Consider the following 12329-nt stretch of genomic DNA (forward strand, 5'->3'; position numbering starts at 1 on the left):
AGTATTGGCTTAGTAGCTTATGACGCGGAGTTCTCGACAAGTCCCCATTTTCTCCCTCGCGGGGGGAACTATCAAGCATCCTATCGCACCACAACAAGCTAGTTTAGCTCTAATTCCGATTTTACTATCTTTGGGAACCACTACAATTTTTGTGGAACCTCTACGGGGAGACGGGTCTAGGTCGGGTTCGACTATTGTAGCTCAGGCGGTCACTGGGTCGGACTCGGAATTGCGCGATCGCGTTCAAACTGAGGTAGATAGTTCTTTTCGTCGGACTCTGGCTTTATTGAATTTAGTGCTAGTGTTCTTATTTTTGTTGCCAACTATTGCGGGGGTGGGAGTCTGGTTTTTGCTGGCTAAGTTGACGGATCAAGTATTTATTGTACAGCAAGAAATTGAGAGTCTCAAAGCTGATGCTATTGGTCAAATTCAGGAGAGTATTAATGAGGCTCGCAATACTCTCTATCAATTGGAACAAAATACTACTAAGGCTGATGAAGCTATTGAGAGTCTCAAGGTGCAAACTATGATTCAAGTCCCGGAGTCGGAGACTGAGGATTCCCTAGTGGCGGAAGTATTGGAGACTCCCGAAAAGGCGATCGCTAACAATTCCTCTGGGGTATCTGATGATTCTAATTCTGAGACTTCCGAGAGTTCTGAGACTTCCGAGAGTCTTGAGACTTCCGACAGTTCTGAGGATTTAGTTAATAGTGCTAAGGAAAAAGAACCGGAAACACCTAGTCGCGATCGCATCATAGCTGAGGCTCATGAGCTGGCTAAACAGGCAGAAAAGTTATTTTTGTCAAATCAATTGGAATCGGCAGTTGCCGCCTATAATCAGGCGTTAAAACTGGAGCCGAATTTGGCTGAGGTTTGGAATAATCGAGGGGTTGTGTTAACCAAACTCAAGCGCTATCAAGAGGCGATCGCATCCTATGAAAAAGCTATCCAAATTCGCACAGACTATCCTGATGCTTGGAGTAATCGTGGGGTGGCTTTAGGGAAACTTAATTATTACCAAGCGGCGATTTTTTCCTATGACCGGGCGATTGCTTTAAAACCCGATTATTTAGATGCTTGGAATAATCGCGGTCAAGCCTTGATGAATTTGGAACAGTATGATGAGGCGATCGCTTCTTATAATCAGGCTGCTAAAATTCGTCCTAATTTTTATAAAATCTGGTACAATAAGGCTCGTTGCTATGCCCTCACGGGGAATCGAGAATTGGCGATCGAAAACCTTCAACGAGCCCTGCGGATTAACCCAGATGCCGTGCAAAAGTTTGCTCAACAAGAACCTGATTTTGCGGGCATTTGTCAGGAACAAAAATTTCAAAAATTGCTGAACACTAAATAATTAAATTTAGGTATTGGGAGGGTTACATACCATGATAAATTTGAATAAAACCTATCTCTATATGGTGGCAGGATGGCTATTATTGATGGGTTTTTCGGGGGTATCATCCGCAGCTATACCGTCAGCAATTCCGGAGCTAAACCCGACAAAAATCGGGGCGCAAAATCCCTCTTTTATTAACCGTTATTCGGCGAATCAACGCTCTTTAATCCAGAAAGAAGTTAACCATACCAGGAAACGGTTAAATCCTTTTTTGAATACATGGATATTGATAGCTGTGTTAATTCCTAGTACCATATCAATCACAATTTTGGTCTGGTTTTTCCGACAAGCACAACAGGTTAAAGCCTGTTGCCAAAACCTAGAAGCCTATAAAGAAGAAATCCTGGAACAGATTAGATATATGACCGAAAATGCTCAGGATATTATTGATGAACTTGATGCTACTGTCAATCTTAGCGAGGTACAAATAGAGGTAATTGCATCCCAGATTCAATCTTTATCTATTGAGGATGGCAGCAACTCTGCTTTTACTGTGGAAACCGAAAATTTAGAAGTTAAATAATCATGAAACGCTATCGCTTAATAATCTTGATGTGTTTAATGATTGTGATTCCCATTGGCTGGTTTAGTAAATTTTATAGCGGGCCATTTGATGGGTGGATTAACGATTCCGTATCCTCGATATTTTATGAGATGTTTTGGGTGTGGTTAGTGGTATTAATCTGGCCGCATCTTTCCCCGATATCCGTAGGGGTGGGGGTATTTCTTGTTACCTCAATTTTGGAATTTCTGCAATTGTGGAATCCGCCAATTTTAGCTATGATGCGATCGCATATTATCGGCAAACTCCTATTAGGAACTACCTTTGATTGGTGGGACTTTCTTTATTATGCTATAGGCTGTATCTTGGCGGCTTTAGTATTAATTACTGTCCGAAATAAGATCGGACTGCAAAATCATCACTAATACTATCAAGATTTGCCTACAAAATTTATGATCAATAGACATTTTCTTAATCTTTTTTTAAGTTCAATGCCTTGACCTATCCCATATAATACGGTCAAGCAAGCAACCAAGTTAAGGCGATCGCCTGGTAAGCTAGTAGGGACAAGTTGAAGAGGTTGATAATTGACCATGAGAGTTGCTGTTTTTGGTAGCCAGCCCTACGATACTAAATTCTTTGATGCGGCGAATGCCCAAGGAGGAAGTCCCCATGAGTTAGTTTACTTTGAAACCAGGTTAAGGGCGAAAACCGCCTCCTTAGCCGCTGGTTTTCCGGTTGTTTGCGTTTTTGTGAATGATGAAGTAGATGCCACCACCCTAAAAACCTTAGCAGCCAATGGCACTAAATTAATAGCCCTGCGCTGTGCTGGATTTAATAATGTTGACCTGAAAACAGCAGAAGAATTAGGTATTTCTGTAGTTAGGGTTCCGGCTTATTCACCCTATGCAACAGCTGAACATACCGTGGGTTTAATCCTTACATTAAACCGGAAACTGCACAAAGCCTATAACCGAGTCCGGGAAGATAACTTTACCCTCAATGGTTTACTAGGTTTTGACTTACATGGTAGTACCGTGGGCGTGATTGGCACGGGAAAAATTGGGATGATTTTCGCGCAAATTATGCACGGTTTTGGCTGTCATCTTTTGGGTTATGATGCCTACCCTAACGATGATTTTATCAAGTTAGGAGATGCCCGTTATGTAGATTTGCCGGAACTGTTTTCACAGTCAGATATTATCTCTCTGCACTGTCCCTTATTACCAGAAACCCATCACATTATTAACCAAAATGCGATCGCTCAAATGAAGCGAGGGGTCATGTTAATCAACACCAGTCGCGGGCCTCTGGTTGATACAGTTTCTGTCATTGAAGGGATAAAATCCGGGATAATTGGCTACCTAGGAATTGATGTGTATGAACAAGAGGAAGCATTTTTCTTTGAAGATTGGTCTGATGAAATTATCCAAGATGATACATTTCAACTACTCCAATCTTTCCAGAATGTTGTGATTACAGGTCATCAGGCATTTTTTACCCAAAATGCCTTAACTGCCATTGCCGAAACCACCATGGCGAATATTAGTGAATTTGAGGAAGGCAAACCACTAACCAACGAGGTTAAACTACCTCATTAACCAATCTTAATCCATTAAGGAGAAATTCATGTACATTGACGAAATTATTGCTGGCGAAATTCTTGATTCTCGTGGTAACCCCACCGTAGAAGCGGAAGTAATTTTAGAGGACGGAACCCGTGGGAGTGCCTTAGTTCCCTCTGGGGCTTCAACGGGAGAAAAAGAAGCGGCAGAATTGCGAGATGGAGACCCGAAACGCTATGGCGGCAAAGGGGTTCTGAAAGCTGTTGAAAATGTCAATAATCGTATAGCCCCGGCTTTAGTGGGTATGGATGTCACCCAACAGCGGTTAATTGATTTAACCATGATTGAACTGGACGGCACACCCAACAAATCCCAAATGGGGGCTAATGCAATTCTAGCAGTTTCCTTAGCCGTAGCGCGCGCGGCTGCTAATTACTTAGGAATTCCTCTATATAGGTATTTAGGAGGCAGCAACGCTTGTATATTGCCCGTTCCTTGCATGAATGTAATTAACGGTGGGGTTCACGCGGACAATACTGTTGATTTTCAAGAGTTTATGATTGCTCCCCATAATGCCCCCAATTTTGCGGAATCTATCCGTATGGGTGTAGAAACTTTCCACAGTCTTAAATCGCTGTTGCAAAAGAAAGGATTAAGCACGGGAATTGGCGATGAGGGTGGATTTGCGCCTAACTTAAAATCTAATGATGAGGCGGTTGAGTGTATTTTAGAGGCGATTACGGCGGCGGGATATAAGCCAGGGGAGGATATTTCCATCTGTCTCGACCCAGCCACTTCGGAATTGTGGAAAGATGGTAAATATCTGTTTTTCAAATCAGATCAATCTACTAAGACTCCTGAAGAAATGGCGGAATTGTGGAAAAGTTGGGCTAATCAATACCCGATTATTTCCATAGAAGATGGTATGGGAGAAAATGACTGGGATGGTTGGAAGGTGCTAACTAATTCCATTGGCGATAAGGTTGAACTGGTGGGGGATGATTTATTCTGTACCAACCCGGCTATTTTAGCGGAGGGTATTCAAGCCGGAGTTGCTAATTCAATTCTGATTAAGGTTAACCAAATTGGTACTTTAACGGAAACTTTAGATACAATTGAGTTGGCGAAAAAACATAATTACAAGTGCTTTGTTTCCCACCGTTCAGGTGAAACGGAAGATACTACTATCTCGGATTTGGTGGTGGCAACTTCCACAGGTAAAATCAAAACTGGTTCGGGTTGTCGCGGTGAACGGACGGCTAAATTTAACCAACTGCTACGCATTGAACGGGACTTAGGAAAGGCTGCTAAGTTCGCGGGTCGGGCTGCGTTTGTGTAAGGTATAATTAAGGCGAAATAGGTGGAGACAAAGGTTGTCCTGTCTCCACTGTTCGCTATTTTTGGGAGGCGGAATTTTTGTGAGTTAATCGGACAAATAAGACTTGGACGGTTAGGGCTAATAAACCCAAAGAGGCAATGGTAAAGACTCCGGTAACTAAGGCAGCACCACCAATTACTAAGGTGCGGATGGCTATGGAAAGTTGCAGGGCGGTTTGATTATCGGAATAGATGTTTTGGTTGGCAAAAGTTTGAGCGATCGCTGCTGTTAAGGAATACATGGCGATGGCAAAACCTCCAGCTAATAATCCTCCCATCAGCACCTGAAAGGGGTTGACTGATGATAAATCGGGGGATGAATCACGGGGAGAATTATCACCGGAATTAGAAGTAGAAATTGATGATTTTTCAGGCATATTAGACATAATTGATTGATGAACTCTCAAAAAAATCGGCAAGTTTAAGATGCAGCCAAATGAATACCTGTGGAGATAAATTTAGTAGTCCACAATAATAAATTCTGATTAGCAATTTGATTTTGGACAGCATCGGAAACCCGGTCAGCTTCCGCCTGACTCTCGACTAAAGCGAATACGGTGGGACCGGAACCAGACATCATCGCGCCTAAAACTCCTTGGGTGATAAAGGCATCTCGCAGGTCTGCAACTTGGGGATATTCAGGTAAAGCGACTTTCTCTAAATCATTGTGCAACAACTGACCAATTTTCGCCCCATCACGTTTCATAATGGCTGCTACCATAGGTCCTGAATGCACCCGCTGCTGACGACTTTTCAGATCATCGGCTTCAGAAATGTATGAACTGCTGAACTGCTGGCGGTAGGTTTGATAAGCCCAAGGGGTGGATATGGCGATATTACGGAACTTAGCGAGGACCACATATAAGTTATCTAAATTCAGCAAGGGTGATAGTACCTCTCCCCGTCCGGTAGCTAGGGCTGTTCCGCCACTGATACAGAAGGGAACATCAGAACCAATTTCAGCGCCTAGGGTTTGTAGTTCATCTTGGGTTAAACCGAGGTCCCAGATTAAATCTAAACCGACCAACACCGCCGCCGCATTGCTTGAACCGCCGGCTAGTCCGGCGGCTACGGGTATTCGTTTGTTAATTTCGATTTCGATACCGCCATAACGCGCCATCATATCGGGGAATTGTTTAACCATCAAGGCTGCTGCGCGATAGGCGAGGTTACTATGGTCGTTGGGGAGGCTGGGGTCGTTGGAGCGAATGGTAATGGCATCTATACCAATAGGGTTAATGGTAATGCGATCGCTTAAACTGATAGTTTGCAGGACCATAGCGAGTTCGTGGAAACCATCGGGGCGCGATCCGATAATTTCTAAATACAAATTAATCTTGGCGGGAGCAATAAGGGTGACAGAACGCATTAGTAGTAGTGTAAGGTAACACAAAGCAAGTTTATCATTGATTATTGGGGGCTAATAGCAAATTACTGAGTTGAACCCATTGTTGTAGGCTGAGGTCTTCTGCGCGGACTTGGGGGTTGATGTCTAATGTTTCGAGGAGTTGGTTTAATATTTGGGGTTCTACCTGGCTTTTGAGGTTATTGCGTAACATTTTCCGACGGGTAGAAAATCCTAATTTAACTAGGGTCTCAAGAAGTTGGGGGTTTTGGGCGGGGGATGCTATGGGACGAGGACGCAGGCGGACTACGGCTGAATCGACTTTAGGGGGCGGATAAAAGGCTTTGGCGGGGACATGACAGATCCAGTCACATTCGGCTAAATATTGGACTCTGACTGATAGGGCTCCAAAGGCTTTGGAGCTGGGTTTAGCACAAAGGCGATCGCCTACTTCTTTCTGTACCAGTAGCACGATCGCATCAAAGGGTTTAAGGGCGGGTTTAGCAATAGTTCCCAGTAAGCCTTCGATGATTGGTCCGGTAATATTATAGGGAATATTGGCGACTACCTTATTGGGGTGTTGGAATTGGGGAAATGCGCTCAGGTGTGCATTTAGGTCGAAGCTGAGGATATCTCCTTGTAGCAATAGGAAGTTATCGATTTTGCCAAATTTTTTGGCTAGTTGAACACAAAGATCGCGGTCAATTTCGATGGCTACTACTGAGCTGGCTTTGGGAAGTAAGCGTTCTGTTAATATACCTGTTCCTGGTCCAATTTCCAAGATGCGATCGGCCAGAGATAGATCAGCCGCTTCTAGGATATGGTTAAGGGTCGCAGGACTGCGTAGCCAATGTTGAGCAAATCGTTTCCGAGGTTGGGGAGAGGGCATAGTTAAGGTAGGTCCAGAGTATAGAACTGATAATTTGGCTCAATTGCATCAAATTTTACAGAAATCTGGAAGCGGAGATAAAATTTTTACCCAAATTCAGATTTATGTGATATGATACCGTTCCTAGTAGATTGTTTTGTTGGCTTTTCCGTCAATAGTTCAGATCTACGTTAGGTGTGAGAAGCGAGCGGAAGTCCTGGCTGTCCTCAAGTAGCAGCAATAAGCTGTTGTCACCAGAGGTCTGCTCGAGTTGCGCTTCAATCCACAAATTAAGGATGGTCAACTCATTATATGCACGCTTATTGGTGAATGATTCTATTGATTGATAGGGTCTAACTTCTGTTAGGGATATGGTTTAAATATCCGACTGAATCAATCAACGGAACCCGTAGCAGAATCAACCGCTTAATTCGGTTAGTTTGTGGAGCGGAAGATATCAAGATCCTGCTAGTTCACCAATAAAAGTCCGCCGTGATTTTCAAATCTTGCGGAATTTAATTAGAGACCGATGTAGGTTCGTAGCAGTGAGGCTGAGGGTACTGGTGGGCTTTTACCCCTGGTGCTAAGGGGTGGGTATGTTTGGCGCTACTTGCTTAATAAACATTATAGAACAGCCATAGATTTGGATTTCTTTGGGAAGTCAACAGACAGATCGGGTGGTGTCTACTATCTAGGAGGTGAAACTAAAATTGACAGCTAAAAAATATGCACAATTTCTGGATTTTTTAACAGAAGAATTATCAATTTCCCAGGCTTCTATTGAGGCGGCGCAGAGGGTACATAAGAAGTCAGAAGAGAAACATAAGTATCCAGATCCAAGTCCCCTATCGATGACACTTTGGCAATATGGACTTGTGACCCTTGAACAACTTGAGAAAATCTTTGATTGGCTGGCAACAGCTTATTGATGATCAAAGCAGAAACGGGGTTTCTAGGTTTTTGATGGTCTAACCAAGATGGCCCTAGAAACCCAGTTTCCGGCTGGGAAGGTGCTTTAACTGTTAACTGTCAACTGTTGGAGGGTAGTTTCTAAGGCGGCGATCGCACAGAGAATATCGCGATCGCAAACAAAACCCAAATGCCCAATACGGAAGATTTTACCTTTGAGGTGGTCTTGTCCTCCAGCCAAAACGATATCAAACTGTTTTCGCATGATAGAGCGCACCTTTTCCGCGTCTATAGACTCAGGAGGGCAAACGGCAGTTATAGCGGGACTAGCAGCATGATCGGGGGCAAATAGGGGCAAATTTAGGCCTTTGATGGCATCCCGTGTCATGGTCATTAAGCGATGATGACGGCCAAAAATATTATCTAACCCCTCGGCTTTCATCATTTGCAAACTCACCTGGAGAGCATAAAACAGATTAACCGGGGGGGTAAAGGGGTTAGTATTTTTAGCGGCAGTTTTCCGGTAGGGTCCTAGGTCGAAGTAATAGCGGGGTAGGTCGGCGGTTTTGTAGGCTTCCCATGCTTTGGGACTGACAGAGACAAAAGCTAGTCCTGGGGGAATCATATAACCTTTTTGGGAACCCGAACCTACCACATCTAATCCCCATTCATCAATAGGAAGATTAACAGCGCCTAAACTGGTGACTGCATCAACAATAATTAAGGCTTCCCCGTGGTTTTTGACGTGGCGGTTGATGGTTTCCAGGTCATTGAGAACCCCGGTTGAGGTTTCGCTGTGGGTGAGGATGACTGCTTTAATTTGCTTTTCAGTGTCGGCTTCGAGGACTTCGCGGAATTTTTCCGGGTCTAGGGGTTGTCCCCATTCGGCGGAAATGATTTCTACATTTAATCCGTATGCTGTAGCGACTTCCGCCCAGCGATCGCCAAATTTACCATTACAACCACATAAAACGCGATCGCCACGTTTGAGGAAATTAATAATTCCGGCTTCCATTGCGCCAGTCCCGCTGGCGGTGAGGATTAAGACATCATTTTGGGTTTGGTGTAGCCATTTGAGGTTTTCTTGTACCTCGGCCATAATTTGACTAAAATCACCGCTGCGGTGTCCTATGGGGTGTTTAGCCAAGGCGAGTAATGCTTTTTCGGGTACTGGGGTAGGTCCCGGAATCATCAACATTAACTTATCATCCATTGCGGTATCTATCCGTATTTGTACTAGGTTATGGGGAACTAATTATTCTACTCGCTTTTAAGCTCTAGCTAACATTTGTTGCAGGGCGATTTGAGGATCTGGTTGTTTAACCAGGGACTCGCCGATTAAGACGGCTTCCGCGCCAGCTTGGACTACAATATCTAGGTCGGTGCTTTGATGCAAACCGGACTCACTGACAACCAGGATATTACTGGATTTGATTTGCGATCGCCGTTTTTCTAATAGGGTAGTTGTGGTATTGAGGTCTACCGTAAAATCGGAGAGGTTGCGGTTATTGATGCCAATCAGGTTAACTCCATCAATTGCCAAAACGCGATCGAGTTCCTCGAGGGTATGAACTTCTACCAGGGCAGTCATGGTGAGCATCTTAGCAATTTTAGTAAAATATTGCAGATCCTGGTCAGACAAAATTGCTGCAATTAGCAAAACTGCATCAGCCCCATGTAGTCGCGCTAGATAGAATTGATAGGGGTAGATCATGAAATCCTTGCAAAGTAGGGGCATATCTACGGCAGCGCGGACTTTCGCCAGGTTTTCAAAGCTACCCTGAAAGAATTTTTCGTCGGTTAAAACCGAGATACAGGTTGCGCCGCCCAGTGAGTAACTTTTGGCGATCGCCACACAGTCAAAATCTTCTCTAATTATGCCTTTACTAGGGGAGGCTTTTTTCACTTCGGCGATGACTGCGGGACGGGTCGTGGCTGTTTTGAGCGCCCCCAGAAAATCTCGACAGGGGGGTAAGTCCATGACCTGTTTTCTTAATTCTAGTAATGATAGGCGATCGCGTTTTTGGCTAACTTCCTTTTCTTTTTGCCAGACTATCTCTTCTAATATATGCCGTGGTTTAGCTTCTGGTGTCACTATTTGGTAACTGAGGTTAAGGACATCAACAGAAGGGTTAGGAGAATGGCGGCGAATTTCGATCATAGTTTCGGGAAAATTACGTTAATAATCAGCTACCTAAGAATTATGCAACATAAACAGGCTTTATATGTAGAGGTCTGCTTAGGATATACTCTAATTAGTTTTGACACTTCACAGTTTTTTTGATGGCTCGGAACACCCCGCCGCCAAGCTGTAGTCATGACGGTGGGAGTTTCCATAACTACCGGATATGTTAGGACTTATTGAATTCTAAACCGTTTTCTTCAGCATAGCGACTCATAAATCGCATAAACCTATCCCACTCTTCAGGGCTTCTCATTAAGTAAGTCGCCTCAATATCAGTAGCTTTACCATTAATGAATTTTCCCTTAACTTCACGAGTGGTGATTTCCCCTTCCTCGTCAATTAAATACATCCCGGTAATTTCCTCAGTCGCATCATCAGCTAAAGCCTTGGGATTTTGAAAACGAAATGTAGCTGTTCCTTGGCCACCATCTCGGGAACGAGTCAGGCGCACATCTGGGATTACTTCTTCGTCAACTCCCCGTGAAAATTGAATTGAAGCCATAAATAACTATGCAGTCAAATACTAAACATTTGTCAGCTTAACATTTTTCGATCGCCCCTGTCTCCCTAAAAAATCGGACTCTGAGGCTGCAAAATCACCACATTTTGATAAAGTCGCGCGATTATTACCACATTTTTATAAATTTGTCAACCCCCAAATATTTAAACCTTGAAGCCCACGCCATCACCGGAATATTTGGCGTGGGGGTAGGTTAGTTAGTAGCCGCCGGGTTCTTCCTCATATTCCGGCATTTTCTTTTTGTCAGGAATATTGACACGAGGCGCTTTATAAGGTTTAGGGGTTTCATCATCAGCCCAAGCATCAGACTCCACATCATCCTCATATTCTGGCGGGTATTCACGAGCATAGAGACGTTCTTGGCGGGGAGGTTCTATCGGCACATATTCCGCATCATCATAATCATCCCGTTCAGAATCCCCCCAATTATCATCTTCATAATCATCATAAATTGGTTCAGGCTGTCTAACCGGGGGAGGGGCGATGGGTTCTTGCCAGGTTTCTTCTTCTTCCCAGGCTTCCTCAACCGGGGCGGGGGTGCGATATTGTTGTTGTGGTGGTGCTTGAGGAACACCAGTACCCAATTGGTTAGCAGGTTTAACCGTGGGAGGATAATACATTCCTTCTTCTTCCCGGTTCCAGGGTGCTTCACCGAGTCCGAGACGTTCAAGGACACCGACCGTCAACTGTTGAAGTTGATCTTCTGAGCCTTCAAAGACAATTAAGCGGTTCGGGCCACTACTAACGATCGCATCTATAGAAAGTTCATAGGTACTAATGACCTGATCTGGAATTTGTGGGAAACCCAGAGAGGCGATAATAATTGATTCGAGCTTACCATCACGGGTATCGAAGCGGAAGCCCCGCACTCGTCCGAGGGGTTCTCCTGTTTCAGTAATTACCTCACTGTTGATCAAATCGCTGTAACCTTCTATATCAACATCATCCTCAAGAACCTGGTCGTTATCCACCAAGATCACGTCGCCGATCTCACAGACTCTATTGAGATAGATATATTTAGGCAGTCCAGCCACAGCTAGAAAATTGTCTCGCAACCCCAGGGCCACGATTTCCCGTCGGTCCACATCAACCCACAACTGACTAACGACTCCTAGTCGCTTGCCGCGATCGCGGGTAATCACTTGAGTGCCGAGAAGATCGGAACGTTGGCGGATATGTTCAGATGTCATACTTGGCTAAATTTAATTCCAAACGTAAATATATGTTACAGGGTCAACTTACTACAATTTGATACCCAGAACCTGAGTATAAGCCCCCCTAGCTTGTGTGACCCCAATGGTCTGCTGGGAGGCTTCCATCATTGGGCGACGCAGACTAACCACAATAAACTGGGCTTGTTGTGCTTGTTGTTTAATCATTTTAGCTAATCGTTCGACATTTGCCCCATCCAAGAACATATCAACCTCATCAAAAGCATAAAACGGGGAGGGTCGGTAACGCTGGAGGGCAAAAATAAAACTGAGGGCCGTTAGGGACTTCTCCCCTCCCGACATATAAGCCATGTAGGTTGGGTGAAACTCCGTGAAACCCAACATAACTGAGAGATGTTGTTGTTGGGTTCCGTACCTCCACCCAACCTACTAAATAGGCTGGGTAGGTTGGGTGAAACCCAACATAACTGAGAGATGGTGGCGTTGG

General features: G+C 44.4%; 13 protein-coding genes and 1 pseudogene. 6 read left to right on the forward strand and 8 right to left on the reverse strand.

Features of this window, described 5'->3' with window-relative positions:
• The first annotated feature begins 19 nt into the window (after positions 1-19).
• The 5 genes from P5674_RS14075 (at position 20) to eno (ending at position 4805) form a co-directional block, all read left to right on the forward strand.
• Positions 20-1357 (forward strand): tetratricopeptide repeat protein, encoded by a 1338-nt coding sequence (locus P5674_RS14075; protein ID WP_006620149.1) that lies wholly within the window; start codon positions 20-22, stop codon positions 1355-1357.
• A 31-nt stretch (positions 1358-1388) separates the two neighbouring features.
• Entirely contained in the window at positions 1389-1922 is a 534-nt protein-coding gene (locus P5674_RS14080; RefSeq protein ID WP_006620148.1) for a hypothetical protein, read from the forward strand.
• 2 nt (positions 1923-1924) lie between these two features.
• Positions 1925-2326, forward strand: a complete 402-nt coding sequence (locus P5674_RS14085; protein WP_006620147.1) for a ribosomal maturation YjgA family protein — start codon at positions 1925-1927, stop codon at positions 2324-2326.
• 168 nt (positions 2327-2494) lie between these two features.
• Entirely contained in the window at positions 2495-3502 is a 1008-nt protein-coding gene (locus tag P5674_RS14090) for a 2-hydroxyacid dehydrogenase (RefSeq protein ID WP_006620146.1), read from the forward strand.
• A gap of 28 nt (positions 3503-3530) precedes the next feature.
• Entirely contained in the window at positions 3531-4805 is a 1275-nt protein-coding gene (gene eno / locus P5674_RS14095) for a phosphopyruvate hydratase (protein WP_006620145.1), read from the forward strand.
• Between the two features lie 55 nt (positions 4806-4860).
• On the opposite strand, the gene P5674_RS14100 is transcribed toward eno, so the two are convergent.
• The 3 genes from P5674_RS14100 to rsmA are packed head-to-tail and all read right to left on the reverse strand — an operon-like array spanning position 4861 to position 7077.
• On the reverse strand, positions 4861-5229 hold the full coding sequence (locus tag P5674_RS14100) for a DUF3082 domain-containing protein (protein WP_006620144.1): 369 nt from the start codon (positions 5227-5229) through the stop codon (positions 4861-4863).
• A gap of 35 nt (positions 5230-5264) precedes the next feature.
• Positions 5265-6212: a 4-(cytidine 5'-diphospho)-2-C-methyl-D-erythritol kinase gene (ispE, locus tag P5674_RS14105; RefSeq protein ID WP_006620143.1), complete on the reverse strand. Its 948-nt coding sequence runs from the start codon at positions 6210-6212 to the stop codon at positions 5265-5267.
• A gap of 34 nt (positions 6213-6246) precedes the next feature.
• Positions 6247-7077: a 16S rRNA (adenine(1518)-N(6)/adenine(1519)-N(6))-dimethyltransferase RsmA gene (gene rsmA / locus P5674_RS14110; RefSeq protein WP_006620142.1), complete on the reverse strand. Its 831-nt coding sequence runs from the start codon at positions 7075-7077 to the stop codon at positions 6247-6249.
• A 689-nt stretch (positions 7078-7766) separates the two neighbouring features.
• On the opposite strand from rsmA, the gene P5674_RS14115 reads away from it, so the two are divergent.
• Positions 7767-7985 (forward strand): DUF2949 domain-containing protein, encoded by a 219-nt coding sequence (locus P5674_RS14115; RefSeq protein WP_006620141.1) that lies wholly within the window; start codon positions 7767-7769, stop codon positions 7983-7985.
• An 86-nt stretch (positions 7986-8071) separates the two neighbouring features.
• Here P5674_RS14115 and P5674_RS14120 read toward each other — a convergent pair whose 3' ends face one another.
• From P5674_RS14120 to P5674_RS14140, 5 genes and pseudogenes are all read right to left on the reverse strand, one after another.
• Positions 8072-9178: a pyridoxal-phosphate-dependent aminotransferase family protein gene (locus P5674_RS14120; RefSeq protein WP_006620140.1), complete on the reverse strand. Its 1107-nt coding sequence runs from the start codon at positions 9176-9178 to the stop codon at positions 8072-8074.
• A 57-nt stretch (positions 9179-9235) separates the two neighbouring features.
• Complete coding sequence (trpC, locus tag P5674_RS14125) at positions 9236-10126, reverse strand: indole-3-glycerol phosphate synthase TrpC (protein WP_006620139.1); 891 nt, start codon at positions 10124-10126, stop codon at positions 9236-9238.
• Between the two features lie 190 nt (positions 10127-10316).
• Entirely contained in the window at positions 10317-10652 is a 336-nt protein-coding gene (psb28, locus tag P5674_RS14130; protein ID WP_006620138.1) for a photosystem II reaction center protein Psb28, read from the reverse strand.
• Positions 10653-10867: 215 nt separating this feature from the next.
• Positions 10868-11860 carry a PRC-barrel domain-containing protein gene (locus P5674_RS14135; protein WP_006620137.1) on the reverse strand — a complete coding sequence of 331 codons (993 nt, stop codon included), beginning with the start codon at positions 11858-11860 and terminating at the stop codon, positions 10868-10870.
• Positions 11861-11911: 51 nt separating this feature from the next.
• Positions 11912-12184, reverse strand: a pseudogene (locus tag P5674_RS14140) (chromosome segregation protein SMC); the annotation flags it as partial.
• Positions 12185-12329: the final 145 nt, after the last annotated feature.

The sequence above is a fragment of the Limnospira sp. PMC 289.06 genome (assembly GCF_032350395.1).
GTDB classification, from domain to species: domain Bacteria; phylum Cyanobacteriota; class Cyanobacteriia; order Cyanobacteriales; family Microcoleaceae; genus Limnospira; species Limnospira platensis.

Coding starts and splice junctions, on each gene's coding strand:
- P5674_RS14075 (WP_006620149.1), top strand. CDS start 20: ATGACGCGGAGTTCTCGACAAGTCCCCATTTTCTCCCTCGCGGGGGGA.
- P5674_RS14080 (WP_006620148.1), top strand. CDS start 1,389: ATGATAAATTTGAATAAAACCTATCTCTATATGGTGGCAGGATGGCTA.
- P5674_RS14085 (WP_006620147.1), top strand. CDS start 1,925: ATGAAACGCTATCGCTTAATAATCTTGATGTGTTTAATGATTGTGATT.
- P5674_RS14090 (WP_006620146.1), top strand. CDS start 2,495: ATGAGAGTTGCTGTTTTTGGTAGCCAGCCCTACGATACTAAATTCTTT.
- eno (WP_006620145.1), top strand. CDS start 3,531: ATGTACATTGACGAAATTATTGCTGGCGAAATTCTTGATTCTCGTGGT.
- P5674_RS14100 (WP_006620144.1), bottom strand. CDS start 5,229: ATGTCTAATATGCCTGAAAAATCATCAATTTCTACTTCTAATTCCGGT.
- ispE (WP_006620143.1), bottom strand. CDS start 6,212: ATGCGTTCTGTCACCCTTATTGCTCCCGCCAAGATTAATTTGTATTTA.
- rsmA (WP_006620142.1), bottom strand. CDS start 7,077: ATGCCCTCTCCCCAACCTCGGAAACGATTTGCTCAACATTGGCTACGC.
- P5674_RS14120 (WP_006620140.1), bottom strand. CDS start 9,178: ATGGATGATAAGTTAATGTTGATGATTCCGGGACCTACCCCAGTACCC.
- trpC (WP_006620139.1), bottom strand. CDS start 10,126: ATGATCGAAATTCGCCGCCATTCTCCTAACCCTTCTGTTGATGTCCTT.
- psb28 (WP_006620138.1), bottom strand. CDS start 10,652: ATGGCTTCAATTCAATTTTCACGGGGAGTTGACGAAGAAGTAATCCCA.
- P5674_RS14135 (WP_006620137.1), bottom strand. CDS start 11,860: ATGACATCTGAACATATCCGCCAACGTTCCGATCTTCTCGGCACTCAA.